This is a genomic window from Streptomyces sp. NPDC020965, from assembly GCF_044333555.1.
Classification (GTDB): domain Bacteria; phylum Actinomycetota; class Actinomycetes; order Streptomycetales; family Streptomycetaceae; genus Streptomyces.
Genome location: NZ_JBIRRE010000009.1, coordinates 224323 through 248802 on the forward strand (window position 1 = coordinate 224323; position 24480 = coordinate 248802).

Sequence of the window (24480 nt, forward strand, 5' to 3'; positions counted from 1 at the left end):
GCTGTCTCGTTCTGCCTGGCTCTGTCCGCACAGGATGCCCGCCCCTCCCGACGGCGCACACCCACGTCCGGGTAACGTCGTGGGGTCGGGATGGGCAACGGTCCCACGAAGGACCGCGCCCCGTCGGACCAGCACTGGATCAGCGAAAGGCACGAGGTGACGGACTCAATGGCCGACATTGCACGCGTCGGAGTGGTGGGGTGTGGCCAGATGGGCGCGGGGATCGCGGAGGTCTGCGCCCGCAGCGGCCTGGAGGTGAAGGTCGCCGAGACCACGGGCGAGGCACTGGAGATCGGCCGTACCAGGCTCTACAACTCCCTCGCGAAGGCCGCCGAGCGGGGCAAGATCACCGAAGCGGAGCGGGACGCGACCCTGGACCGCCTCAGCTTCACCACCGACCTCGGGGAGTTCGCCGACCGCGATCTCGTCATCGAGGCCGTCGTGGAGAACGAGCAGGTCAAGACCGAGATCTTCCAGGTGCTCGATCAGGTGCTGACCCGGCAGGACGCGATCCTCGCCTCCAACACCTCCTCGATCCCGCTGGTGAAGCTGGCCGTCGCCACCTCCCGGCCCGATCACGTCATCGGCATCCACTTCTTCAACCCGGCGCCGGTCCAGAAGCTGGTCGAGCTGATCCCCGCGCTCACCACGTCCGAGGAGACCATCAAGCGCGCCGAGGCCGTGGTGGAGCAGATCCTCGGCAAGCACGCCATCCGCGCCCAGGACCGCTCGGGCTTCGTGGTGAACGCGCTGCTCATCCCCTATCTGCTCGCCGCGATCCGGATGTTCGAGTCGGGCATCGCCAGCCGCGAGGACATCGACAACGGCATGGAGCTGGGCTGCGCCCATCCGATGGGCCCGCTGAAGCTGGCCGATCTGATCGGTCTGGACACCGTCGCGTCGGTGGCCGATTCCATGTACACGGAGTTCAAGGAGCAGTTGTACGCCGCTCCGCCGCTGCTCCAGCGGATGGTGGACGCGGGGCGCCTCGGCCGTAAGACGGGCTCGGGCTTCTACCCGTACGCCTGACGCCGGTCCGGCTCGTACGACTGACCGTGGCCGGGCTCTGCCGACCGGCCCGGTCCCGCTCGTACGACTGACGCGGGTCCGGCTCATCCCGCCGACGTACCGGGACGCCCCCGTCCCATCGGCTATCCCAGCCGCAGGTGGTGCAGCATCAGCAGCCCGGCCGCCATATTGGCGGCCGGGATCTCACCCCGGGCGATCATGTCCGGCACCAGCTTCAGCGGGACCCACTCCCGCCGCGAGGACTCGAAGTCGTCCTCGGGGTGGCCGATGTAACTGGCCCGCTCGGACCAGTAGAGGTGGTGCCGGGCGTCGGTGAGGCCGTTCGACGGCTCGACGGTCAGCAGATGCCGGAGGGGCCCCGGGCGCCAGCCGGTCTCCTCCTCCATCTCCCGGGCCGCCGCCGCCGCGATGTCCTCGCCGTCCTCCACGACACCGGCCGCCAGTTCCCAGCCCCAACTGTCGGTGATGAAACGGTGCCGCCAGAGGAGCAGTACCTCGTTGGCGTCGTTGACCGCCGTCGCGACGGCGACCGGCCGCAGCCGGATCACAAAGTGGTCCAGATGCCGGCCGTCGGGGAGGACCACATCGGCGAGGTTGACCTTGAACCACCTGTTTTCATAGACAGGTTGTTCGCTTGAGTTCGTCCATTGCATACTTCTGCCACCTTTCGGCGAGTAGGTGGCAACATCGCAGCAGGCGTCCGCTCCCCCGCGAAACCAGGTCCAGGGCCGTCCGGGGGACCCCGCACCCGGCCCCGACGCCCGGTCAGAGCGGGACGCGCAGCGCCCCGTCGATCAGCTCGGCTGCCTCCGCCGCCGAGGCGGACCCGCTGGCCATCAGATGCTCCCGGACCAGCCGCAGCCGGTCCCGCAGCCGCTGGGACTCCATTCCCCTGACCCGCTCGGTCATCTCCACGGCCGTGCTCGCCGCCCCGTCCGCCTCCCCCTGCCGCAGCTCGATCTGGCAGAGCATGGCGAGCCGGTGCACCCGACCCCGGTCGTGCGCGGGTGAGCCGACGGCCGCCGTCGCGTGCTCCCGGGCCGCGACGAGATCCCCCAGCGAGAGCAACGCCTCCGCCACCTGGACGTTGACGAGACCCGGCTGCACATATCCCGTCTCGTCGGGTTCGCTCCCCCGGCTGATGCGCTCCGCCTCCCCCTCCGCGCGCCGGACGCACCGCAGCGCGGCGGCGCCGTCGCCGAGGTGGGCGTACGCCTTGGCCTGCATGGCGTGCAGATCGGATGCGAGGGCCGGGGTGATCCGCCCCCCGGCCGCCCGCAGCGCCGCCTCGGCGAACGCCACCGCCTGCCGGTGCTCGGACAGGAACAGCGACTGGTTGACCAGCAGCGCGATCACATACGCGCCAAGACCCCGGTCCCCGCTGGCCTTCGCGAGCCGCAGCGCCTGGTGGAAGTAGCGCTGGGCCAGACCGTGGGCATCGGAGTCGTACGCGCAGATCCCGGCGACCGCGACCAGCCCACCGGTGGCACGGTGCAGTTGACGGCCCAGGTCGTCGTCGTAGGAACCGCGCAGCAGCGGCGCGGCCTCCGTGTTGAGGAAACCGACGATCCGGGCGCGGGTCGCGATCCCCCCGGCCCTGCGGTACATCAGCTCGTAGTGCGCGCGGGCGGCGCGCAGGGTGGCGATATCGGCCGGGCGGACACCGGTCTGACCCGAACGGGAGACGTCCGCGTCCTCCGGCGGATTCTCCCACTCCCATACGGGCATCACCGCGGGCGTCCCGATGACGGCGGGCGCGTCGATGATGTGGCTCCGCTGCTGCTCGTCGGAGCGCCAGAGCGCGGTGGCCCGCTCCACGAAACCGGCGAGCGTCGAACCGGGCGGGCCGTTCGCGCCCCCGTCGGGTCCCAGTCCGATGTCAGCGGGGGTCAGCGCCCGGTTCAGCCGGGCCGCGAACACCTCACAGAGCAGATACGGCACCTGGCCCCGGGGTCGCTGGCCCTTCAGCCACCGGGCCACGGCCGTGTGCTCGTACCGCAGGGTCAGCCCCCTGGCACGGCCCGCGAGATTGACCCGGGTGGCGAGGCCCGCGTGGGAGAATCCGGCTTCGTCGAGCAGCGCGTCCAGCAGGGCGTTGGGCTGCATGGCCCCTCCGATGGCTCGGTGCGCCCAGGGTAGTGGAGCGGCGATTCGCACGGGGTGTGAATGGAGTACGCCGACCCGGGCCGCACGCGCTCTGCCGCCGCGTGGGGTACGGCTGTTGACTGAACTGCCTCTTACCGAGGCGGTCGGACCACCGGGCTCCCCCTCGTACAGTGCGGTGGTCGTGCGCGCCCGCCGTCCCGCCGATCTGCCCGACACTCCGCGGCGGGGCGGGGGCGTCGGCCGCCGCCGCTGCGGCTGTGCGGCTGTGCGGCTGTGCGGCTGTGCGGCTGTGCGGCTGTGCGGCTGTGCGGCTGTGCGGCTGTGAGAGATTTCCGAGGCGTCCGGCGCGGCACTTCCCCACGCCCGCCCCGGACCCCTCGGGGAGCGGGACCGGTCCCCGTACCCGGAACCGGCCCTCGGGGCGGGACCGGTCCCATGGCAGAAGGGGCGCGCCCGGAACTCCCGGACGCGCCCCTTCTGCGTGGGTGCCGTGGCGGTCAGATGCCGCGCAGGACGGCCCCGGTGGCCTCGGCGGCGCGTGCGACAGCGGCATCGCGCGCGGCCGTCGCCTCTTCCGCAGTCAGCGTCCGGTCGGGGGCGCGGAACCGCAGCGCGTACGCCAGCGACTTCTTGCCCGGACCGACCTGGTCACCGGTGAAGACGTCGAACAGCCGGATGGACTCCAGCAGCTCGCCGGCGCCGAGGGTCAGCAGTCGCTGCACATCGGCGGCCGGGACGCTGTCGTCGACGACGAGCGCCACGTCCTGGGTGGCCATCGGGAAGGAGGAGATCCGGGGCGCCGTGAGCGCCTCGTCCCCGGCCTCCGCCACCAGGTCCAGATTCAGCTCCATGGCGCAGGTGCGGGCGGGCAGCCCGAGCGCCTTGACGACCCGGGGGTGCAGCTCGCCCGCGTACCCGACGGACGTCTCGGTCCCGCCGATGACGACGGACAGCTCGGCGCAGCGGCCGGGGTGCCACGGTCCGTACCTGGCCTGCGCGACGGTGAGCTCAGCACCGGACTCGCCGGCGATCAGCCGGGCGGCCTCGACGGCGTCCGCCCAGGCGGCCGGGCGGCCCTCGCCCCACCAGCCGGCCGGCTCACGGGCCCCGGTGAGGACGACGGCGGCATGGCGCGGCTGCACGGGCAGTCCGGCGTTCAGTCCGGCGATCTCCTCGTCGGTGGGCCTGCGGTCGCCCGGCGGGGAGACCGCGACCCGGGCCTCGTCGGCCGGGTGGAAGACCAGCCCGGTCTCGAAGAGCGCGAGGTCGTGGCTGCCGCGGCCGTCATTGCGGCGCAGCGCTCCGAGCAGTCCGGGCAGCAGCGTGGTGCGCAGCGCGGGCTCCTCGTCGGAGAGCGGGTTGACCAGGGTGACGAGCCGCCGCTTGGGGTCGTCCGCCGGGATGTCGAGCTGGTCGAGGACCCGCTCCCCGATGAACGGGTAGTTCGGCGTCTCCACATAGCCGGCCCCGGCGAGCACCCGACCGACCCGGCGGTGCAGCCGCTGGCGTCCGGTGAGTCCCCGGCCGGCCGGCGGCCTCGGGAGCGTGGACGGCAGGTTCTCGTACCCCTCCAGCCGGATGACCTCTTCGGCGAGGTCGTTCGGCGCGGTGAGGTCGGGGCGCCACGACGGGACGGTGACGACCAGTTCGTCCTGTCCGTAGACGTCGCAGCCGACCTCCTGGAGGCGGCGTACGACGGTCTCGCGGCCGTACTCCACACCGGCCACCCGGTCGGGGTGGTCGGCCCGCATCGCGACGGTGCGCGGCGCGGACGGGGAGATGACCTCGGTGACGCCGGCCTCGGCGGTGCCTCCGGCGAGGAGGACCAGCAGGTCGACGGTCCGCTGCGCGGCGGCGGGCCCGGCCAGCGGGTCCACACCGCGCTCGAAGCGCCGGGACGCCTCCGACGAGAGCTTGTGGCGGCGCGCGGTGCGGGCGATGGTGACCGGATCGAAGTGCGCGGCCTCGATGACGACCTCGGTGGTGCTCCGCGACTGGGCGGGGTCGGTGTCGGCGATCTCGGTGTCGGCGCCGCCCATCACGCCCGCGAGGCCGATCGGCCCGCGGTCGTCGGTGATGACGAGGTCCTCGGCGGTCAGGACGCGGTGGGCGCCGTCGAGGGTGGTGAGCTTCTCACCGGGCTCGGCCCGGCGGACCCCGATGGGGCCCTGGACGAGCGCGCGGTCGTAGGCGTGCAGCGGCTGGCCCAGTTCGAGCATCACGTAGTTGGTGATGTCGACGGCGAGCGAGATGGGCCGCATCCCCGCCTTCTGGAGGCGCCGGCGCAGCCAGATCGGAGAGCGCGCCTCGGGGTCGAGACCGACGACGGTCCGGGCGGTGAAGCGGTCGCAGCCGACCGGGTCGGCGACCTTGACCTCGTAGCCGTGTGCGTTGGGTCCGGGCACGTCCAGCAGTGCCGGGTCGCGCAGCGGCAGCCCGTAGGCGGTGGCGGTCTCGCGGGCGACGCCGCGCAGCGAGAGGCAGTAGCCGCGGTCGGGGGTGACGGCGATGTCCAGGACCTCGTCGTACAGCTCCAGCAGCGCGGTGGCGTCGATGCCGACCTCGTGCTCGGGCGGCAGCACGATGATGCCGTGGCTGCCGTCGTCGCCCAGGCCCAGCTCGTCGCCGGAGCAGATCATGCCGCGGGACATCCGGCCGTACGTCTTGCGCTCGGCAATCCGGAAGTCCCCGGGCAGCACGGCGCCGGGGAGGGCCACGACGACCTTGTCGCCGACCGCGAAGTTCCGGGCGCCGCAGATGATCTCCTGCGGCTCGCCCGTGCCGTTGGCGGTGCCCACGTCGACCGTGCAGTGGCGGATGGGCTTCTTGAACTCGGTCAGTTCCTCGATGGTGCGGACCTGGCCGACCACCAGCGGGCCGGTGAGCCCGGCGCCGAGCTGTTCGACGGTCTCGACCTCAAGACCTGCCGCGATGAGCTTCGTCTGTACGTCACGACCGGTAGCCGTCGCCGGCAGGTCGACGTACTCCCGCAGCCATGAAAGCGGGACCCGCATCAGATCTCCATCCCGAACGGCCGGGTGAACCGGACGTCGCCCTCGACCATGTCTCGCATGTCCTCGACACTGTGGCGGAACATCAGCATCCGCTCGATGCCGAACCCGAAGGCGAATCCGCTGTACTTCTCGGGGTCGACGCCGCAGGCGCGCAGCACCTTCGGGTTGACCATCCCGCAGCCGCCCAGCTCGATCCAGCCCTCGCTGGAGCAGGTGCGGCAGGGCCGGTCCGGGTTGCCGACGGACTCGCCGCGGCAGACGTAGCAGACCATGTCCATCTCGGCGGACGGTTCGGTGAACGGGAAGAAGTTCGGCCGCAGCCGGGTCTTCATGCCCTCGCCGCCGAAGAGCGCCCGGACCATGTGGTCGAGGGTGCCCTTGAGGTCGGCCATGGTCAGGCCCTCGTCCACGGCGAGCAGCTCGACCTGGTGGAAGACGGGGGTGTGGGTCGCGTCCAGCTCGTCGGTGCGGTACACCCGGCCGGGGCAGATCACATAGACCGGGGGCTCCCGGTCGAGCAGCGAGCGGATCTGTACGGGTGAGGTGTGCGTCCGCAGCACCACTCCCTGAGCATCGGCGTCGCCGGTCTCGCCGCCGCCCTCCGGGGCCGCCACGAAGAAGGTGTCGGCCTCGCCGCGGGCGGGATGGTCGGGCCCGATGTTCAGTGCGTCGAAGTTGAACCACTCGGCCTCGGCCTCGGGGCCCTCGGCGACCTCGTAGCCCATGGCCACGAAGACGTCCTCGATCCGCTCCGAGAACGTGGTGAGCGGGTGGCGGGCGCCCGCCGGGGACCGGTCGTACGGCAGCGTGACATCCACCGCCTCCTCGACCAGCACCCGGGTGTCGCGCTCAGCCTCCAGCTCGGCCTGGCGGGCGGCCAGCGCCTTGTTCACGGCGCCGCGGGCCTGGCCCACGCGCTTGCCGGCCTCGGCCTTCGCCTGGGGCGGCAGTGCGCCGATCTCCCGGTTGGCCAGCGCGAGCGGCGAGGTGCCGCCGGTGTGCGCGACCTTCTCGTGGGCGAGCGCTTCGAGATCGCCGGCGGCGGCGAAGGCGGCGAGCGCCTCGTCCCGCATCCGCTCGATCTCTTGCGGTTTCAGGGCCTCGACCTCGACAGGGTCGTACGACTTGTTGGGTGCGGACATCTCTTCCCGTGTTTCCGATTGGCTGGTGGCCGCGGCCCCCGCTCGACGACCGAGGACACGTAAGTGCCAGACGCCGAGTCTAAAGGCCGCGGGTGGGCTGGTTCTCCGGGGGAAGCCCGCCGAGGGCTCAGGCCAGATAGGCCGGGGCGCCGACGGGCAGGATAAATCGGAACTCGGCCCCGCCGCCGGGGCCCCGGCCGACGGTGATCGTCCCGCCGTGCGCCTCGACGATGCCCTTGACGATGTAGAGGCCGAGACCGGTCCCGCCGCGCTTGCTCCCCCGCCAGAAGCGGGTGAAGACACGGCCCATCGACTCCTCGGGGATGCCGGGGCCTTCGTCGCTCACGGTGACGGCCGTGCCCTTCTCGTCGTCCTTCGCCGCTGCCGGCGCCACCTCGATGGTGACGGTTCCGGCGCCGTGGCGCACCGCGTTTTCGAGCAGATTGCCGAGCACCTGATCGATTTTGTCGGGGTCGGCCCAGAGATCGGGCAGCTCACGGCGGATCCGGACGAGGAAACGGTCGGGGCGCTGGCCGTTCGCTATCAGGGCCTGGACATGGCGTCCGACCGCCGATGGGACGTCCACGGGCTGGCGGCGCAGCTCCAGCCGGCCGGAGTCGATACGGGAGATGTCGAGCAGTTCGGCGATCAACCGGGTGACGCGGTTGGCGTCGGCGTCGACGGTCTCCAGCATCAGCCGCTTCTGGTCGTCGGTGAACCGCTCCCACTTGGCGAGCAGGGTGGCCGTGAAGCCCTTGACCGAGGTGAGCGGGGAGCGCAGCTCATGGGCGACCGTGGCGATCAGCTCGGCGTGACTGCGTTCGTTACGACGGCGGGCCTCGGTGCCGCGCAGGCTGATGACCAGGCGCCGGACGGGGCCGGTGGGCCGCTCGCGGACATAGCGGGCGGAGACCAGCACCTCACGCCCGCCTGGCAGCAGCAGATTGCGCTCGGGCTGTCCGACCCGGATGGCGAGTCCGCCGTACGGGTCGGTCAGGGCCCACCAGCGGCGCCCCTTGAGGTCCTCCAGGGGCAGTGCGTGCTCCAGGGGGAGCCCGATGGCGTCCCTCTTGGCGACGGCGGTGATCCGGGCGGCGGCGGCGTTGAATCCGACGATCCGGCCCGTCTCGTCGGCGACGACCAGCCCGTCGGGGAGATCGTCGGGGTCCACGCCGAAGAGCTCGGCGGCGGACTCGCCGCCGCGCGGGCGCGGCACGGTGCCCCGTGTCTCCGCGGACCTGCTCGTCCCGACAGCCATATCCCCGTATCCCACCTCTCCGCCAGCACAGCGGGCCCCCGAGTCCGTCACCCTACTAGCTGGATGTGACAGGGCCGAGCCCTCGGGCGAGTGCGCCCTCAGCGAGCCCCCCTCGGGTCACGGTGAGCGCCGTCGGTCGGCGCGCTGGGCGCGCGCGGAGGCGTAGAGGCACACGGCCGCGGCGGTCGCGAGGTTCAGGCTCTCGGCCTTTCCGTGGATCGGCACGCGTACGACGGCGTCGGCGAGGGCCCGGGTCTCCTCGGGGAGTCCCCACGCCTCATTGCCGAAGATCCAGGCGGTGGGCCCGCCCATGGTGCCCGCGTCGAGTTCGTCGTCCAGGTCGTCCCGGCCGGCGCCGTCGGCGGCCAGGATCCGTACGCCCGCGTCCTTGAGGCCGCGTACGGCCTGTTCGACGGGGACGCCGACGGCGACCGGCAGATGGAAGTGCGAGCCGACGGAGGCCCGTACCGCCTTGGGGTTGTAGAGGTCCACCGAGGCGTCGGTGAGGACGACGGCGTCGGCACCGGCGGCGTCGGCGCACCGCAGCACGGTGCCGGCGTTGCCCGGGTCGCGCACATGGGCGAGGACGGCGACCAGCGTGGGCCGGGCCCGGACGATGTCGTCGAACGGCGAGTCCAGGAAACGGCAGACCCCGACGAGTCCCTGCGGGGTGACCGTGGTGGAGATGTCGGCGATCACGCTCTCGTCGGCGAACTGCACCTGGGCGCCGGCGTCCCGCGCGGCACCGACGATATCGGCGTACCGCTCGGCGGCCTCCGGGGTGGTGAACAGCTCGACGAGCGTGGGGCCCGCCGCGACCCGGTGTCCGGCCGCCTCGCGCACGGCCTGCGGTCCCTCGGCGAGGAACAGCCGCTCCTTGCCGCGGAAGTTCCGCTTCCCGAGCCGTCGGGCGGCGGCGACACGGGGCGAACGCGGGGAGATCAACTCGGGGGCGGCCATGGACTCGCTTTCGGGGATCGGGAATCGTCGGGGCGGTGACCACGCGCGGACACGCGGTACGGCGCCACCGGGCCGGGTCCCCCGGCCGCGATACCGGGGCCTGGCGCCCCCATCAGGGGAGGCCGCAGCCGGGCCGGCGCCCGGCTCCGGCCCGGACGGGGGCAGCCACGGTGCCGAACCGCGACCGGCCGGGGACAGCCGCGGACCCGCAGGCCACCAGGGGCCTGCGGGTCCGGAGGTCGTACACCTACCTCAGCGCGAGGCTCAGGCAGCGGCCTTCGGCGCGTTGACGTCGGCCGGCAGGGCCTTCTGCGCAACCTCGACCAGCGCGGCGAACGCGTTGGCGTCGTTGACGGCCAGCTCGGCGAGGATCTTGCGGTCCACCTCGATGTTGGCGGCCTTCAGACCCTGGATGAGACGGTTGTAGGTCATACCGTTCTCACGGGCCGCGGCGTTGATCCGCTGGATCCAGAGCTGACGGAAGTCACCCTTGCGCTTCTTGCGGTCGTTGTAGTTGTAGACCAGCGAGTGGGTGACCTGCTCCTTGGCCTTGCGGTACAGGCGCGAACGCTGACCGCGGTACCCCTTGGCGGCTTCGAGGATCGCCCGGCGCTTCTTGTGGGCGTTGACTGCCCGCTTGACGCGTGCCACTTGTTAACTCCTTGTAGCGGGGCCGTGGTTGAGCTTCCACGACCCGAATTCGAATAGGTCCCGGTCTTGACGTCGTGTCCGTGCCGCCGTCTCCGTCATCCGGAGTCGGGCACAGCGCGACGTCACTTGCCGAGAAGCTTCTTGATCTTCTTGGCGTCGCCCGGAGCCATCTCCGCGTTACCCGAGAGGCGGCGCGTCAGCGTGGACGGCTTGTGCTCAAGCAGGTGGCGCTTGCCGGCGCGCTCACGGAGCACCTTGCCGGTTCCGGTGATCTTGAAGCGCTTCTTGGAACCGCTGTGCGTCTTGTTCTTCGGCATAGCGCCGTATCTCCTCGTCAGTGGCGCTCCCCCGGCGCACGGGGCACCGGCGGGCGGGAGCGTCAGATCTTTGGTTTATGGGTCCGGGCAGGACCGGGGGCGGTGGGCCGCCCCTCGGGTCACGCCTCGGAAGGCGTCTCGGCCGGGGCCTCGGCGGGCGTCTCGTCGGGGGCGTCGGCGTGTGCCTTCACTCCCGTACGGTCCGCCTTGCGCGCGGCCTGGGCCTCGCGCGCCTCGGCCATGGCCTCGGTCTTCTTCTTGTGCGGGCCAAGAACCATGATCATGTTCCGGCCGTCCTGCTTCGGGTTCGACTCGATGAATCCGAGGTCTTCGACATCGGATGCGAGCCGCTGGAGCAGGCGGAAACCAAGCTCGGGGCGGGACTGCTCACGACCACGGAACATGATCGTGATCTTGACCTTGTCGCCCTGCTTGAGGAAGCGGACGACATGGCCCTTCTTGGTGTCATAGTCGTGCGGGTCGATCTTCGGCCGGAGCTTCATCTCCTTGATGACCGTGTGCGCCTGGTTCTTGCGCGCCTCACGGGCCTTCATGGCCGACTCGTACTTGAACTTCCCGTAGTCCATGAGCTTGCACACGGGCGGCCGGGCGGTCGCCGCGACCTCGACCAGGTCAAGGTCGTACTCCTGAGCGAGCTCAAGGGCCTTGGCGAGCGGGACGATGCCCACCTGCTCGCCACTCGGACCGACAAGCCGCACTTCGGGAACGCGAATCCGGTCGTTGATGCGGGGCTCGGCGCTGATGGATCCTCCTCGGTAGCACCACGCGGCCGACTGGCAGACAGCCGCGTAACGTCTATTGGTAGACCAACCGCGTCGGAACATAAGAAATGCCCCGGACGGGACACAGGCGGGAGCTCCTCGAATACCGGAACACCGCCGCGTCTGCCGCGGGGCGCACATCGGGCGACTTCCATCGTCCGTACGGAACGATGGGCATCGCCTGACCGGTGACCCGCCGCCCCGGAGGGCGGTCAGGTGGGAGATCGGAGCCTCCACTTGTGGGCCGGACACATAGGCGTCCGGCCGGTCGTCACACAAGGTTAACAGCTCCCCCGGGGAACGTGCCAACCGGCGGCGGTGGAATCGGCCGGCGCGCCGGGGCATATCGTGTCCGTCATGAGTGACGCGACCCCCGACCCCACCGCCGCCGATACCGCGGCTTCTCCCGAGACTCCCGGCTTCGACGCCATGACCCGCGATATCGCGGAGGTCCCCGCCGTCGAGGTGATCGTCACGGTCGCGGTGAACCTGATGAGCGCCGCCGCCGTGAAGCTCGGTCTGACCGAGGACGGGGCGGAGCACAAGGACCTGGACGAGGCGCGGAAGCTGGTGCACGCACTGGCCGGGCTGCTGGACGCGAGCACCACCGAGGTCAGCTCCTTCCACGCGGCGCCGCTGCGGGACGGTCTGAAGTCGCTCCAGCTCGCGTTCCGCGAGGCGTCCCTGGTGCCGGACGAGCCGGGTCAGGGTCCGGGCGAGAAGTACACCGGCCCGGTCTACGGCTGACCGACGGCCCGATCCCGCCCGGTCTACGGCTGACCGACGGCCCGATCCCGCCCGGTCTACGGCTGACCGACGGCCCGATCCGGCCCGGTCTACGGCTGACCGACAGCTCGATCCCGTACGAACAAGGGCTCGCCCGGAGGGGTGGCCTCGGTCGGCAGCAGTGCCAGATCGAGGCCCCGCACCAGGCGGGCCCTCAGTACGTCGTGGCCCGCGAGCGCCGCGGCGACCCGGCGGACCGCGTCGGCGGGGACCGCTTCGGCCGCCAGGACGAGGGCGAGGATGCCGTCCGCGCCGCCCGACCCCAGATGGGCCCGGACCACGGCGGACTCGGCCGCCACCACGTCCCGTACCGCACCGGTGACGGCCGGATCGTCCAGCGGATCGGTGCTCGTCCGCCCCTCGGCGAGCGCACGCAGCGCGGCCCCGGACAACTGGAACGGCACCGGCCCGGCCAGATCCAGCACCAGGGTGTCGGCCTTCTCGTGGGCGGCGGCCCGGAGCGCCTGACCCAGCGGTACGGCGACGGGGCGGGCCTCCGGGTCCCAGCGGGCGAGCGACGCGATGGAGGTGAAGGCGGGCAGCGCGCGCCGGTCGCCCGCGGTGAGGGTCGGCACGGCCATATCGCTGGTCTTCTCCCGGCGCAGTCCGTTCCCGTCCACCTCGACCTCGCCGAGCACGGCGACGACGGGGACGAGCAGCCGGGCCGCCAACAGGGCCTCCAGCACCGGCCGCTCGGCGGTCCGGTCCTGGGCCCAGGCCGCGAGGGCCGCGGTCAGCCGGGGATCGGCGGTGCCGTCGTCGTCGGAGAAACCGGGGTCGGGAATGTTCTTGAGCGCCACACGCCGAGCCTATGCCGCGCGGACCGCTCCACCGCCACCGGGTGCCCCCGCCACCGACCCGGGAAAGCGCCGGTAAGGGGCGGTACGGGGGTGGGCGTAGGCGCTGGGGCGGTACGGGGACGGGCTCGGGGTCGGTATCGGGCGGCGGGGTGGCTCAGGGGGCGCCGGTACGGGTGCCGCGCCACAGGAACACGGCCGCCGTCAGCACCAGCGCGCCGACACCGCCCGCCGCGGGGGCGAGCCAGCCCGCCGGCTCGGCCTTGGTCTCCGGCTCCTTGGGGCCGGACCCGAAGTACTTGCCCCCGTACCCCACCGCTGCCGGTGGCGGGGCGGCCGGTGGCTGCCGGTCCGCCGCCCTGATCGCGGCCGCGGGATCGACCATCCCGTAACCCCTGGCGTCGTCGCGGCCGCCCTCCGGGCTGTCCCGGGCCGTCTCGATCAGCAGCTTCTTGATCTGGGCGGGGGTGAGTCCGGGATGGGCAGAGCGCACGAGGGCGGCGGCGCCGGAGACGAAGGCGGCGGCGGCGCTCGTGCCCCACCCCTGGTAGTACCTGCGGTCCGGGTCCGGGATGACGACATCGACACCGGGCGCGTTGACCGTGGCGTACCAGCGCTGGGTGGAGAACGAGGCATGGGTGCCGAAGCGGTCGACGGCCGTCACGGCGATCACACCGGGGTACGCGGCGGGGTAGGAGATCCGGTCGCCCTTCTCGCCGCCGTTCCCCGCCGAGGCGACGACGACGGCACCCTTGGCCAGGGCGTACTGCACGGCGGCGTCCTCCCCGGCCTCCGGGTGCGCGGACTCGCTGTCGTCGCCGAGCGAGAGGTTGATGACGTCCGCGCCCCGGTCGGCGGCCCAGCGGATGCCCTGGGCGAGCGCGGTGCCCCGGGAGTTGCGGGCCTTGTCCCGGGCCTCGTCGGTGCCTTCGAGGATGACCCGGACGGGGAGGATCTTCGCCTTGGGCGCGATGCCCATGACGCCCTCCTCATCACCGGGACCGTGTCCATGGGCCGCGATGATGCCGGCCATGGCGGTGCCGTGGCGCGCCCAGGCCCGGTCGCCGCGCGCCGCGCCGAAGCCGATGAAGTCCTTGCCCGGCAGGATGTTCCCCACCAGATCGGGGTGCTGGTCGTCCACGCCGGTGTCGAGCACGGCGACGGTGACGCCCTCGCCCTTGGCGGTGCGCCACGCCGTGTCCGTGTTGAGGGCGTCGAGGCCCCACTGCTGGACCCTGATGCCGTCCGCGCGGGCGGGGGCGGCGGGGAGCACCGCGAAGGCGGCGGCGGTGAGGGCCGCGACGGCGCGGCGGCGGTGCGGCCCCGTCATTCCGGTGGCTCCAGGGCGGCGCCGAGGCTCGCGCGCAAAGTGCTCTCGACGCCGTCGGCGAGCCCCTCGGCCTCATGTCCGAGACCCGCCTGCGCCGGCGCCGATGTCGCTCCCTTGCCGCGGGCCTTCTCCGCGGGTTGGGGGTCCACGACCGTACGGCCGTCGGCGAATCCGGAGACGGCGTAGACGACGACGGGCACATCGGTGAGCACCTTCACGGTCCAGCTCGCGCGCTGCGGGTCGCCGAAGCGGGCCGCGACGGTCCCGGTGGCCGGGAAGGCCCGGGGCATCAGATCGGTCCGCTCGGTGAGGCCCTCGGTGGCGAAGCGGGAGCCCAGCGCGCGCATGGCGGTGGCGTCGGCCTCGGCGAAGACCATGCCGACGGTGGTGACATGGCTGGCGGTGGCGTCGGTGTAGGTGGCGCGCAGGGCACGGGCGCAGCCGACGGGCTGGAGGGTGGTGACCAGGTGGGGGTCGAGGGCGGTCGCGCAGGTGCCGTCGGGGGCGACGGCGACCCGGGTCCAGACCCGGTCGGCACCGCCAGGGCCGGCTTCCTCCCCCTTGAGGGTGCGCGGGAAGAGGGTGTCGACGGGGGCGCTGTGCCAGAAGGCGCGGGCCTCGGTGTACGGGGTCCGGGCGGCGGTGTGGGCGGTGGAGTCGCCGGTGAGCCAGCTCCCGGTGACGGCGCCGCCGATGAGACCGAGACCGAGGACGGCGCAGACGACGGCGGCGGCGGTGCGCAGGGGGTGCCGGGCGGGGGCGGGCCGCAGCCGGGTGGTCATCTCGACCAGGTGCTCCGGCGGCGGCCAGGCGCCGTTCGCGGGGTGCGCGGGGTACTGCGGGTGCGGCCGGGCGCCGTCCCGCGCGGGGCGCGACCAGATGTCGTCGGGTCCGGCGTACGGCGGGGCGGGGTGGTCGGCGGGGTACGGCGGTCGGGGGCCGTCCATCCCGGCGCGACCGGGAAGCGGCGCGTGCTCCGGCCGGAGCCGGGCGGTGGAGTCGGCGGGGGTCGACGGGGAACCGAAGGACCCCCGCGCGGCGGACGGCGGGGGTACGGCGGGTGCACGGCGCGCGGGAGGCGGCGGGGGTGCGGCGGGACCGCGTCCGGCAGCGGACGGCGGGGCGATCGGGCCAGGGCGAGGACCGGAGCCCGACGCCGGAGACACAGCGGGACCACGACGGGCAGGAGGCGGCGGAGGTACAGCGGGACCCCGTCCGACAGCGGACGGCGGGGCAATCGGGCCGGGGCGAGGACCGGGGCCCGGGGGTGGCGGGCCGGGGCGCTGCGGCGCGCCGGGGCGGAGCCGGGCCGGGTCGCCCTGGGACGGCACACCGGGACGGCCGGGGCGGTTCTCCGGGGGACGCCGCAGCCCGCCGGGGTCCGTCCGTGTCCCGGGCGTACCCCGGCGCTCCGGCGACACCGGTCGGGGTGGGCCCGGGACGCGCTCGGGCCGCGGGGGCGGTCCGTCGCCGGTCGCGGCGGGATCGAGGCGGCGGAGTGCCCGGGTGTCGGTGTCGCGGTGGTCGGCCGGGGACCGGCGGGGCTGCCGGATGCCGCCGGGGGCGCGGGACGGAGGGTCGTCGGCCGGCCGGGGGGCGCCGGGCGCGCGCTCGATGGCGTACGGCTCGCGGCGGAAGGCCAGGGTGTCCTCGTCGGGACGGGCGGGCCGGTCGCCCCACGGCACGGCTCCGACGGGTCGGGACGGACGGGCGGGGGGTTCGGCCGGCGGGCGGTGGGGGTCCCCCGTCGGGCGCGGGGTACGCGGAGTCCCCTGGGCGTCCGGGGCGAGGGGCGGTGGGGAGGCGTCGTCGGGGACAGGAGGGCGTTCCGCCTCCGTGCTCATTCCGCCCCCCGCTCTCCCGTGCCGCCGCGCCGCTGGACCGCCCTTGCGGGCCTGCCCGTTCGTCCGCGCGTCTCCGTCACTCTACGGGTTGATTCCCGCGTCGCGGCGCCATCACCGCACCCCCGCGAGGATCTGCCCAAAACGTCCCCCTACCCCGTGGTAATCAGGTCTGGCAAGCTCGGTCCATGACTCCCCGCGCCACGGACCGAGCCCGCTATGACCGGGCCACCGCCCATCTCGACGCACCGTTCGCCGTGGTCGATCTCGACGCCTTCGACGCCAACGCCGACGACCTGGTGCGCCGGGCCGGGGGCAAGCCCCTCCGGGTCGCCAGCAAGTCCGTCCGCTGCCGGGCGCTGCTGGAGCGGGTGCTCGCGCGGGACGGGTTCGCCGGGATCATGGCGTTCACCCTGGCCGAATCGGTGTGGCTGGCGCGGGCCGGGTTCGACGACGTGCTGCTGGCCTACCCCTCAGCGGACCGGGCCTCCTTCGCCGAGCTGGCCGCCGATCCCAAGCTCGCCGCCGCCGTGACGGTGCTGGTGGACGACACCGCGCAGTTGGAGTTGATCGACCGTGCGCGCGGCGGTGGCACGGAGGAGATCCGGGTCTGTCTGGAACTCGACACCTCGCTGCGGCTCCTCGGCGGCCGGGTGCGCATCGGGGCGCTCCGTTCGCCGCTGCGCGAGCCGGTCCACCTCGCCGAGCTGGCCAGGTCGGTTGCCAGGCGTCCGGGGTTCCGGCTGGTGGGGCTGATGGCGTACGAGAGCCAGGTGGCGGGTGTGGGTGACGCGGTCGCCGGGCGTCCGGTGTTCTCGCGGGCGATCCGGCTGATGCAGCGGATCTCCCGCGACGAGTTGGCGGCGCGGCGGGCGGCGGCGGTACGGGCCGTCCGGGCGGTGGCGCCGGAGTTGGAGTTCGTCAACGGCGGCGGCACCGGCAGCGTCCAGCACACGGCGGCGGAGGCGGCGGTGACCGAGATCGCGGCCGGTTCCGGGCTCTACGTCCCCCGGCTCTTCGACAACTACACCTCCTTCTCGGGCCGTCCCGCCGCGCTGTTCGCGCTGCCGGTGGTGCGGCGGCCGGGGGTGGGGGTGGTGACGGTGCTCGGCGGGGGCTATCCGGCGTCCGGGGCGCCCGGTGGGGACCGGTCCCCCGTTCCGTACCTTCCCGAAGGGCTGCGCCACGACCGGCTGGAGGGCGCGGGCGAGGTGCAGACGCCGCTGCTCGGTCCGGCCGCCGACGATCTACTGATCGGGGATTCGGTCTGGTTCCGGCACGCCAAGGCCGGGGAGATGTGCGAGCGCTTCGACGCGTTGCATCTCATCGAGGGCGACCGGGTGACGGGGTCCGTACCGACGTACCGGGGTGAGGGCCGCACCTTTCTCTAGCGGGCGCGGCCCTCCGTGACCGACCCGTCGGGCTAGATCGGGGTGACGTAGGCGCCCGCGATGCCGCCGTCCACCAGGAAGTCCGTCGCGTTGACGAAGGACGAGTCGTCGCTGGCGAGGAAGGCCACGGCCGCCGCGATCTCGTCGGCCTCGGCGAACCGTCCGACCGGGATGTGCACCAGCCGGCGGGCCGCCCGCTGGGGGTCCTTGGCGAACAGCTCGCGCAGCAGTGGGGTGTTGACGGGCCCCGGGCAGAGCGCGTTCACCCGGATTCCCTCGCGGGCGAACTGCACCCCGAGTTCGCGGGACATGGCGAGCACGCCCCCCTTGGATGCGGTGTAGGAGATCTGGGAGGTCGCGGCTCCCATGACGGCCACGAACGAGGCGGTGTTGATGATGGAGCCCCGGCCCTGGCGGCGCATATAGGGGATCGCGGCCTTGCAGCACAGATAGACGGAGGTGAGGTTGACGTCCTGGACGCGCTTCCAGGCGTCGAGGCCCGTCGTGAGGATGGAGTCGTCGTCGGGCGGTGAGATGCCCGCGTTGTTGAAGGCGATGTCGACCGAGCCGTAGGTGTCGTACGCGGTCCGGAACAGCGCCTCCACCTGGTCGGCGTCGACGACGTCGACCCGGACGAAGAGGCCGCCGACGGCCTCGGCCGCCGCTCGGCCGGCCGGTTCGTCGATATCGGCGCAGACGACGTTCGCGCCCTCGGACGCGAGCCGGTGGGCGGTGGCGAGGCCGATGCCGCTGCCCGCGCCGGTGATGACGGCGGTCCGGCCGACGAGGCGGCGGCAGACGGGTACGGGGGGCTCGGGTGCGACGGCCGGCTCCAGGATGTCGGAGCACGCGGTGCCGAAGGCCCCGGCAGCGGGAGGGGTGTCACGCGGGGGGACGATGCTGTCGGTCATGGGCGCTCATGCCTCCGTGCTGAAGAAGACGTTCTTGGTCTCGGTGAATGCGGTGAGGGCGTCGGGGCCGAGTTCGCGGCCGAGGCCGGACTGCTTGTAGCCGCCGAACGGCGTCGCGTAGCGGACGCTGCTGTGCGAGTTGACGGAGAGGTTGCCCGCCGCGAGCGCCCGGGAGACGCGGACGGCGCGGCCGAGGTCGCGGGTCCAGATCGATCCGGCGAGTCCGTAATCGGTGGCGTTGGCGAGCCGGATCGCGTCCGCCTCGTCGTCGAACGGCAGCACGGCCGCGACCGGTCCGAATACCTCGTCGCGGGCGGCCGGGGCGTCGGGGGCGAGGTCGGTGAGGACGGTCGGCGGGAACCAGAAGCCGGGTCCTTCGGGGGCGGTGCCGCGGATGCCGGGCAGCCCGTCGGGGACGTACGACCGCACCCGGTCCAGTTGGGCCCGGGAGATCAGCGGTCCCATCCCGGTCCGCTCGTCGGCCGGGTCGCCGACGACCACCGAGGTGATCGCGGGCGCCAGTAGCTCCAGAAACCTTTCGTACACCGGGCGCTGCACCAGGATGCGGGTGCGGGCGCAGCAGTCCTGGCCGCTGTTGTCGAGGAAGGACATGGGGGTGGCGGCGACGGCGGCCTCGATATCGGCGTCGGCGAAGACGATGTTGGGGCTCTTGCCGCCGAGTTCGAGGGTCAGCCGTTTCACGCTCCGCGCGCATGTGGCCATGATCTCCCGGCCCACCCGGGTCGATCCGGTGAACACGATCTTGGCGACGCCGGGGTGCTCGACCAGCGCGTTGCCCGCCACTTCGCCCGCGCCCGGGAGCACCTGGAAGAGGTGTTCCGGCAGTCCGGCCGCGAGGGCGAGTTCGGCCAGTCGGAGTGCGGTCAGCGGGGTGGTCTCGGCGGGTTTGAGGAGGACGGCGTTCCCGGCGGCGAGGGCGGGTGCGGTGCCCCAGGCGGCGATCGGCATGGGGAAGTTCCAGGGCGCGATCACCCCGACGACACCGAGGGGCTCCAGGAAGGTGATGTCGAGTCCGCCGGCGACGGGGATCTGCCGGCCGGTGAGGCGTTCCACTCCCCCGGCCGCGTAGTCGAGGAGGTCCCGGACGTTGCCCGCCTCCCACCGGGCGTTGCCGATCAGGTGTCCGGCCTCGCGGACCTCCAGTCGGGCGAGTTCCTCGCGGTGTTCGTCCACGGCGGTGGCGAAGCGGCGCAGCAGTCGGGCCCGGTCGGCGGGGGCCGCGGCCGCCCAGCCGCGCTGGGCCGTGGCGGCCCGGGAGACGGCGGCGTCCACCTCGGCGGCGGTGGTGGCCCGGACGGTCTCGACGATCCGGCCGGTCGCCGGGTCGAGGACTTCGTGGTGCGTGTGCGGCAAGTCGTCCCTCACAGACGGGCGGGTGGCGGGGGCTCGGTTGCGCCCCCGGCCGGGGGCGTTCAGAGGCGTTCGAAGGAGCGGCGCAGTTCCCAGTCGGTGACGGCGGCGTCGTAGGCGGCGAGTTCGACGCGCGCCATGTTGCTGTAGTGCGCGACGACCTCGGCGCCGAACGCCGCCTTCGCGACAGGACTGTTCTCCCAGAGTTCGGCCGCTTCGCGCAGGGTGGCGGGGACCTGGGCGTGTCCGGCGGTGTAGGCGTTCCCGGTGCACTCCTCGGGGAGTTCCAGCCGCTGTTCGACACCGTGCAGTCCGGCCGCGACCAGCCCGGCGACGGCGAGATAGGGATTGACGTCACCACCGGGCAGCCGGTTCTCGAAGCGGGTCGAGGGGCCGTGCCCGACGACCCGGAGCGCGCAGGACCGGTTGTCGTGACCCCAGGCGACGGCGGTGGGGGCGAAGGAGCCCGGCTGGAACCTCTTGTACGAGTTGATGTTGGGCGCGTACAGCAGGGTAAAGTCCCGCAGCGCGGCGAGCTGTCCGGCGAGGAAGTGCCGCATGACGGGGGACATGCTCCGGGGCCCGTCCCCGGCCATCGCGTTCCGCCCGTCGGCGTCGGTGAGCGAGAGGTGGATGTGGCAGGAGTTGCCCTCCCGCTCGTTGTACTTGGCCATGAAGGTCAGTGACATGCCCTCCTGGGCGGCGATCTCCTTGGCGCCGGTCTTGTAGATGGCGTGCTGGTCGCAGGTGACCAGGGCCTCGTCGTAGCGGAAGGCGATCTCGTGCTGACCCGGGTTGCACTCGCCCTTGGCGGACTCGACGGTCAGCCCGGCCGCCGCCATCTCGTTGCGGATCCGGCGGAGCAGGGGTTCCACCCGGCCGGTGCCGAGGACCGAGTAGTCGATGTTGTACTGATTGGCCGGGGTCAGTCCCCGGTAGTCGCGGTCCCACGCCTCCTCGTAGGTGTCCCGGAAGACGATGAACTCCAGCTCGGTGCCGACCTGGGCGGTGTGGCCCAGCTCCGCCAGCCGTTCGAGCTGGCGGCGGAGGATCTGGCGGGGGGCGGCGACCACGGGTGAGCCGTCGTGCCAGGCGAGGTCGGCGAGGAGCAGGGCGGTGCCCTCGTGCCAGCGGACCCGGCGCAGCGTGGCGAGGTCGGGGCGGATGGCGAAGTCGCCGTAGCCCCGGTCCCAGGAGGACATCTCGTAGCCGTCGACGGTGTTCATCTCCGGGTCGACGGCTAGCAGGTAGTCACAGCCCTCGGCGCCGTGCTCCAGCACTTCGGCGAGGAAGAACGGGGCGGCGAACCGCTTGCCCTGGAGCCGGCCCTGCATATCGGGGAAGGCGAGCACCACGGTGTCGATCTCGCCGTTCGCGACGAGGGAGCGCAGTTCCTCGACGGCGAGCGGGGGTGTGCGGTCTGCCACGGGATTGTTCCTCCTTGGGTCAGCCGGAAGCCATAAGGTATTGCTGATGACCATTGATTGGGAAGAGGAAACGGCGACGTGGCGAAGACGAACGACCCGGCCGATCGGCTGACCCCTGTCTTGCGGCCGGTGCGCGCGGGCAACGGCTTCGAGGAGGCGTTGGAGCAGATCCTCCAACTGCTGCGCCTCGGCCTGGTGCCCGGCGGCGGGCGGCTGCCCGCCGAACGGGAGCTGGCGGAGCGGTTGGGGATCAGCCGGGTCACCCTGCGCGAGGCGCTGAAGGTCCTGGCCGATCAGGGGTTGGTGGAGAGCCGGCGCGGGCGGTACGGCGGGACGTTCGTGCTGGAGCGGGGGGGCAGTCCAGGCGAGGACGAGCTGCGCCGGCGGGTCGCGGGGGTGGACGTCGAGGACACGCTGCGCTTCCGGGAGGTGCTGGAGGTGGGGGCGGCCGGGCTCTGCGCCGCGCACGGTCTCGACGGGCCGGAGGCGCGGCGGCTGCGGACGGCGCTGGCCGCTACGCACGACGCCCCGCTCGCGGAGTACCGGCGCCGGGACACGCTGTTCCATCTCACGCTCGCCGAGCTCTCCGGCTCGCCCTCGGTGGCCGCGCGGTACGCCGCGGTCCGCGCGACCCTCAACGACCTGCTGGACTGCATCCCCCTGCTCGTACGGAACCTGGAGCACTCGCAGCGGCAGCACGCGGCGCTGGTGGATGCGGTGCTGGACGGGGACGCGGACGGCGCGCGCGAGGTGGCGCGGGAGCACTGTGACGGCACGGCGGCGCTGCTGCGCGGCTTCCTCTCCTGAGAGCCGCTGGACATCCACCGCCTGGGACCCTGGGACCCTGGGACCCTGAGCCCGCCGCGACCGGAGAGCCGGAGCCGCCCGAGCCCCCCGGAATCCCGGAACCGTGCGGGAAAGCTCGCGGGGAGGCGACGTGCACAGGCCCCGGGTGGGTCGTACACCGTCTCGCGCGGGTCGTACGCGGGGCGTACGCGGGTCTTGCGCAGGCCCGACCGCTACCGCAAAGGTGTTCGTACAAACCTTTGAACGCCAGGAGTGACCATGGCCGAAGGCACCATCCCACCCCCGCCGGACACCACCGCCGACGACACCTATCTGCGCCGCCGCATGCTGCGCGCGGGCAGCGCCGGCTGGCTGCTGCTCACCGGACTCGGCGTCGCCTATGTCGTCTCCGGCGACTTCTCCGGCTGGAACATCGGCCTGTCCAAGGGCGGCTTCGGCGGACTCGCCGTCGCCATGGTGGTGATGGGCGTGATGTACGCCTGTCTCGTCTTCGCCCTCGCCGAACTGTCGGCGATCCTGCCCACGGCGGGCGGCGGTTATGGATTCGCCCGCCGCGCGCTCGGCCCCTGGGGCGGATTCCTGACCGGTACGGCGATCCTGATCGAGTACATCCTCGCCCCCGCCGCAATCTCGATCTTCATCGGCGACTACGTGGAATCGCTCGGCCTCTTCGGTCTGGAGTCCGGCTGGCCGATCCAACTCGCCTGCTTCGTGGTGTTCATCGGCATCCACCTCTGGGGCGTCGGGGAGGCGCTGCGCTTCAGCCTGATCGTGACCGCCATCGCCGTCGCCGCGCTGCTGATCTTCGCGGTCGGCGCGTTCACCGACTTCAGCGCGGACCGGCTGAACGACATCCCCGTCGATCCGGACGCGTTCGGCGCCAACTCCTGGTTGCCGTTCGGCGTGCTCGGCATCTGGGCGGCGTTCCCCTTCGGCATGTGGTTCTTCCTCGGGGTCGAAGGCGTGCCGCTCGCCGCCGAGGAGGCGAAGGACCCGGTGCGCTCCATGCCGAGGGCCCTCGCCGTCTCCCTGGCCGTCCTCGTCCTGCTCGCCGTCCTCACCTTCCTCGCCGCCACCGGCGCACGCGGCTCGGCCGCCATCCAGGAGGCCGGGAACCCCCTGGTGGTGGCCCTCCAGGGGGAGGGCGACCCGACCGCGCTGAGCCGGTTCGTCAACTACGCGGGACTGGCCGGACTGGTCGCCTCCTTCTTCTCCCTCATCTACGCGGGCTCCCGCCAGCTCTTCGCACTCTCCCGCGCGGGCTACTTCCCCCGCTTCCTCTCCCTCACCAGCCGCCGCAGGTCGCCCTACCTCGCCCTGCTGGTCCCCGGTGCGATCGGTTTCGCCCTGGCGGCCTCGACCGGCGACGGCGCGCGGATGCTCAACATCGCCGTCTTCGGCGCGACGATCAGTTACGCGCTGATGGCGCTCTCCCACATCGTGCTGCGGCGCCGCGAACCGGCGCTCCCCCGCCCGTACCGCACCCCCGGCGGGAGCCTCACCTCGTCCGTCGCCCTCGTGCTGGCGCTCTCGGCCCTGGTGGCGACCTTCCTGGTGGACAAGGTGGCGGCGCTCATCGCGCTCGGTGTCTACGCCGCCGCCCTCGCCCACTTCGCGCACTACAGTCGCCACCGGCTGGTGGCCACGGCGCCGGAGGAGGAGTTCGCCGCGCTGGCCGCCGCCGAGGCGGAGCTGAAGCGGAACTGAACGAACCACGGACCCACAAACGGACCCACGGAATCACGGAATCACGGAACGGAACCCCTGTGCCCAAGCCGCTCATCGGTGTGACGACCTATCTCACCCCGGCCGCCTGGGGGGTGTGGCAACTGCCCGCCGCGCTGCTGCCCGCGGCCTACCCCGGCCTCGTACAGCGGGCCGGCGGGATCGCGGCCCTGCTCCCGCCCGACGAGGACCCCGCATCGGCGACGGCGGTCGTGGCCCGGCTGGACGCGGTGATCCTCGCGGGCGGCGCGGACGTCGACCCCGTACGGTACGGGGCCGCGCCCGACCCCCGCACGGGGCCGCCCGCCCGCGAACGGGACGACTGGGAACTGGCGCTGATCGACGCCGCCCTGGCGAGCGGCACCCCGCTGCTGGGGATCTGCCGGGGTATGCAGCTCCTCAACGTGGCGCTCGGCGGCACTCTGCTCCAGCATCTGGACGGCCACACCGGGGGCGAGGGGGTGTTCACCAGCCACACGGTGAAGCCGGTCCCCGGCACGCGGTACGCCTCGATCGCCCCGGAGGCGGTGCGGGTGCCGGCCTACCACCATCAGTCGGTGGACCGGCTCGCGGCGCCACTGACGGCGAGCGCGTACGCGGAGGACGGGACGGTGGAGGCGGTGGAACTCACGGACGGCGGCTGGGCGGTGGGGGTGCAGTGGCATCCGGAGATGGGGGACGACCTCCGGGTGACCCGGGCACTCGTCGAAGCGGCGGGGGTACGGGCGGCCGTCTGACCCCCGCCCCGGGAGCCGCCGCGCTCCCGCGCCGGTCCGACCGGTCCGACCGGTCCGGTCGGACCCATCCGGCTCGTCTGACTCGTCCGGCCCGCCTG

The 24480-nt window shown here is 72.8% G+C and carries 21 protein-coding genes; 6 read left to right on the plus strand and 15 right to left on the minus strand.

Translation table 11 applies throughout. The features are described from left to right. Positions 1-168: 168 nt before the first annotated feature. Entirely contained in the window at positions 169-1029 is an 861-nt protein-coding gene (locus tag ACH4S7_RS26225) for a 3-hydroxybutyryl-CoA dehydrogenase (RefSeq protein ID WP_398523745.1), read from the plus strand. Between the two features lie 122 nt (positions 1030-1151). On the opposite strand, the gene ACH4S7_RS26230 is transcribed toward ACH4S7_RS26225, so the two are convergent. The 9 genes from ACH4S7_RS26230 to infC form a co-directional block, all read right to left on the minus strand. Next, positions 1152-1682 (minus strand): NUDIX hydrolase, encoded by a 531-nt coding sequence (locus tag ACH4S7_RS26230; protein ID WP_398523746.1) that lies wholly within the window; start codon positions 1680-1682, stop codon positions 1152-1154. A gap of 112 nt (positions 1683-1794) precedes the next feature. Beyond that, positions 1795-3135, minus strand: coding sequence for a transcriptional regulator (locus ACH4S7_RS26235; RefSeq protein ID WP_398523747.1), 1341 nt, complete (start codon positions 3133-3135; stop codon positions 1795-1797). 497 nt (positions 3136-3632) lie between these two features. Further along, a complete protein-coding gene (pheT, locus tag ACH4S7_RS26240; protein WP_398523748.1) occupies positions 3633-6149 on the minus strand; it encodes a phenylalanine--tRNA ligase subunit beta in 2517 nt (838 codons plus the stop codon). Further along, on the minus strand, positions 6149-7291 hold the full coding sequence (gene pheS, locus ACH4S7_RS26245) for a phenylalanine--tRNA ligase subunit alpha (protein WP_398523749.1): 1143 nt from the start codon (positions 7289-7291) through the stop codon (positions 6149-6151). The genes pheT and pheS overlap by 1 nt, the downstream gene beginning before the upstream one ends. Before the next feature lie 127 nt (positions 7292-7418). Then, positions 7419-8549 (minus strand): sensor histidine kinase, encoded by a 1131-nt coding sequence (locus ACH4S7_RS26250; protein ID WP_398523750.1) that lies wholly within the window; start codon positions 8547-8549, stop codon positions 7419-7421. A 117-nt stretch (positions 8550-8666) separates the two neighbouring features. Beyond that, positions 8667-9509 (minus strand): TrmH family RNA methyltransferase, encoded by an 843-nt coding sequence (locus tag ACH4S7_RS26255; protein ID WP_398523751.1) that lies wholly within the window; start codon positions 9507-9509, stop codon positions 8667-8669. Between the two features lie 264 nt (positions 9510-9773). Next, complete coding sequence (gene rplT / locus ACH4S7_RS26260; protein ID WP_190124401.1) at positions 9774-10160, minus strand: 50S ribosomal protein L20; 387 nt, start codon at positions 10158-10160, stop codon at positions 9774-9776. Between the two features lie 122 nt (positions 10161-10282). Then, positions 10283-10477, minus strand: coding sequence for a 50S ribosomal protein L35 (rpmI, locus tag ACH4S7_RS26265; protein ID WP_250920741.1), 195 nt, complete (start codon positions 10475-10477; stop codon positions 10283-10285). A 119-nt stretch (positions 10478-10596) separates the two neighbouring features. Further along, positions 10597-11322 (minus strand): translation initiation factor IF-3, encoded by a 726-nt coding sequence (infC, locus tag ACH4S7_RS26270; RefSeq protein ID WP_398523752.1) that lies wholly within the window; start codon positions 11320-11322, stop codon positions 10597-10599. Between the two features lie 294 nt (positions 11323-11616). Here infC and ACH4S7_RS26275 point away from each other — a divergent pair, with 294 nt between their 5' ends. Continuing rightward, positions 11617-12006, plus strand: a complete 390-nt coding sequence (locus ACH4S7_RS26275) for a DUF1844 domain-containing protein (RefSeq protein WP_398523753.1) — start codon at positions 11617-11619, stop codon at positions 12004-12006. Positions 12007-12095: 89 nt separating this feature from the next. Here the strand turns inward: ACH4S7_RS26275 and ACH4S7_RS26280 are convergent, their stop codons facing one another. From ACH4S7_RS26280 to ACH4S7_RS26290, 3 genes are all read right to left on the minus strand, one after another. Beyond that, positions 12096-12845: an SseB family protein gene (locus ACH4S7_RS26280; RefSeq protein ID WP_398523754.1), complete on the minus strand. Its 750-nt coding sequence runs from the start codon at positions 12843-12845 to the stop codon at positions 12096-12098. Positions 12846-12999: 154 nt separating this feature from the next. Next, positions 13000-14172 (minus strand): type VII secretion-associated serine protease mycosin, encoded by a 1173-nt coding sequence (gene mycP / locus ACH4S7_RS26285; RefSeq protein WP_398523755.1) that lies wholly within the window; start codon positions 14170-14172, stop codon positions 13000-13002. Continuing rightward, positions 14169-14954 carry a hypothetical protein gene (locus tag ACH4S7_RS26290; RefSeq protein ID WP_398523922.1) on the minus strand — a complete coding sequence of 262 codons (786 nt, stop codon included), beginning with the start codon at positions 14952-14954 and terminating at the stop codon, positions 14169-14171. Before ACH4S7_RS26290 ends, mycP begins: the two co-directional genes overlap by 4 nt. Positions 14955-16201: 1247 nt before the next feature. Here ACH4S7_RS26290 and ACH4S7_RS26295 point away from each other — a divergent pair. Next, on the plus strand, positions 16202-17404 hold the full coding sequence (locus ACH4S7_RS26295; RefSeq protein WP_398523756.1) for an amino acid deaminase/aldolase: 1203 nt from the start codon (positions 16202-16204) through the stop codon (positions 17402-17404). Positions 17405-17436: 32 nt separating this feature from the next. Here the strand turns inward: ACH4S7_RS26295 and ACH4S7_RS26300 are convergent, their stop codons facing one another. Genes ACH4S7_RS26300 through ACH4S7_RS26310 form a run of 3 tightly spaced genes read right to left on the minus strand, consistent with a single transcriptional unit; the run spans position 17437 to position 21113 of the window. Then, positions 17437-18315, minus strand: coding sequence for a 3-oxoacyl-ACP reductase (locus tag ACH4S7_RS26300; RefSeq protein ID WP_398523757.1), 879 nt, complete (start codon positions 18313-18315; stop codon positions 17437-17439). 6 nt (positions 18316-18321) lie between these two features. Next, a complete protein-coding gene (locus ACH4S7_RS26305) occupies positions 18322-19689 on the minus strand; it encodes an aldehyde dehydrogenase family protein (RefSeq protein WP_398523923.1) in 1368 nt (455 codons plus the stop codon). 59 nt (positions 19690-19748) lie between these two features. Beyond that, positions 19749-21113: a glutamine synthetase family protein gene (locus tag ACH4S7_RS26310; protein ID WP_398523758.1), complete on the minus strand. Its 1365-nt coding sequence runs from the start codon at positions 21111-21113 to the stop codon at positions 19749-19751. Positions 21114-21191: 78 nt separating this feature from the next. Between ACH4S7_RS26310 and ACH4S7_RS26315 the strand changes: the two genes are divergently transcribed. The 3 genes from ACH4S7_RS26315 (at position 21192) to ACH4S7_RS26325 (ending at position 24382) form a co-directional block, all read left to right on the plus strand. Beyond that, positions 21192-21920, plus strand: a complete 729-nt coding sequence (locus ACH4S7_RS26315; protein ID WP_398523759.1) for a FadR/GntR family transcriptional regulator — start codon at positions 21192-21194, stop codon at positions 21918-21920. Between the two features lie 258 nt (positions 21921-22178). Next, positions 22179-23627, plus strand: a complete 1449-nt coding sequence (eat, locus tag ACH4S7_RS26320) for an ethanolamine permease (protein ID WP_398523760.1) — start codon at positions 22179-22181, stop codon at positions 23625-23627. A 59-nt stretch (positions 23628-23686) separates the two neighbouring features. Further along, on the plus strand, positions 23687-24382 hold the full coding sequence (locus ACH4S7_RS26325; protein ID WP_398523761.1) for a gamma-glutamyl-gamma-aminobutyrate hydrolase family protein: 696 nt from the start codon (positions 23687-23689) through the stop codon (positions 24380-24382). Positions 24383-24480: the final 98 nt, after the last annotated feature.

Coding starts and splice junctions, on each gene's coding strand:
- ACH4S7_RS26225 (WP_398523745.1), top strand. CDS start 169: ATGGCCGACATTGCACGCGTCGGAGTGGTGGGGTGTGGCCAGATGGGC.
- ACH4S7_RS26230 (WP_398523746.1), bottom strand. CDS start 1,682: ATGCAATGGACGAACTCAAGCGAACAACCTGTCTATGAAAACAGGTGG.
- ACH4S7_RS26235 (WP_398523747.1), bottom strand. CDS start 3,135: ATGCAGCCCAACGCCCTGCTGGACGCGCTGCTCGACGAAGCCGGATTC.
- pheT (WP_398523748.1), bottom strand. CDS start 6,149: ATGCGGGTCCCGCTTTCATGGCTGCGGGAGTACGTCGACCTGCCGGCG.
- pheS (WP_398523749.1), bottom strand. CDS start 7,291: ATGTCCGCACCCAACAAGTCGTACGACCCTGTCGAGGTCGAGGCCCTG.
- ACH4S7_RS26250 (WP_398523750.1), bottom strand. CDS start 8,549: ATGGCTGTCGGGACGAGCAGGTCCGCGGAGACACGGGGCACCGTGCCG.
- ACH4S7_RS26255 (WP_398523751.1), bottom strand. CDS start 9,509: ATGGCCGCCCCCGAGTTGATCTCCCCGCGTTCGCCCCGTGTCGCCGCC.
- rpmI (WP_250920741.1), bottom strand. CDS start 10,477: ATGCCGAAGAACAAGACGCACAGCGGTTCCAAGAAGCGCTTCAAGATC.
- infC (WP_398523752.1), bottom strand. CDS start 11,322: ATGTTCCGACGCGGTTGGTCTACCAATAGACGTTACGCGGCTGTCTGC.
- ACH4S7_RS26275 (WP_398523753.1), top strand. CDS start 11,617: ATGAGTGACGCGACCCCCGACCCCACCGCCGCCGATACCGCGGCTTCT.
- mycP (WP_398523755.1), bottom strand. CDS start 14,172: ATGACGGGGCCGCACCGCCGCCGCGCCGTCGCGGCCCTCACCGCCGCC.
- ACH4S7_RS26290 (WP_398523922.1), bottom strand. CDS start 14,954: ATGACCACCCGGCTGCGGCCCGCCCCCGCCCGGCACCCCCTGCGCACC.
- ACH4S7_RS26295 (WP_398523756.1), top strand. CDS start 16,202: ATGACTCCCCGCGCCACGGACCGAGCCCGCTATGACCGGGCCACCGCC.
- ACH4S7_RS26300 (WP_398523757.1), bottom strand. CDS start 18,315: ATGACCGACAGCATCGTCCCCCCGCGTGACACCCCTCCCGCTGCCGGG.
- eat (WP_398523760.1), top strand. CDS start 22,179: ATGGCCGAAGGCACCATCCCACCCCCGCCGGACACCACCGCCGACGAC.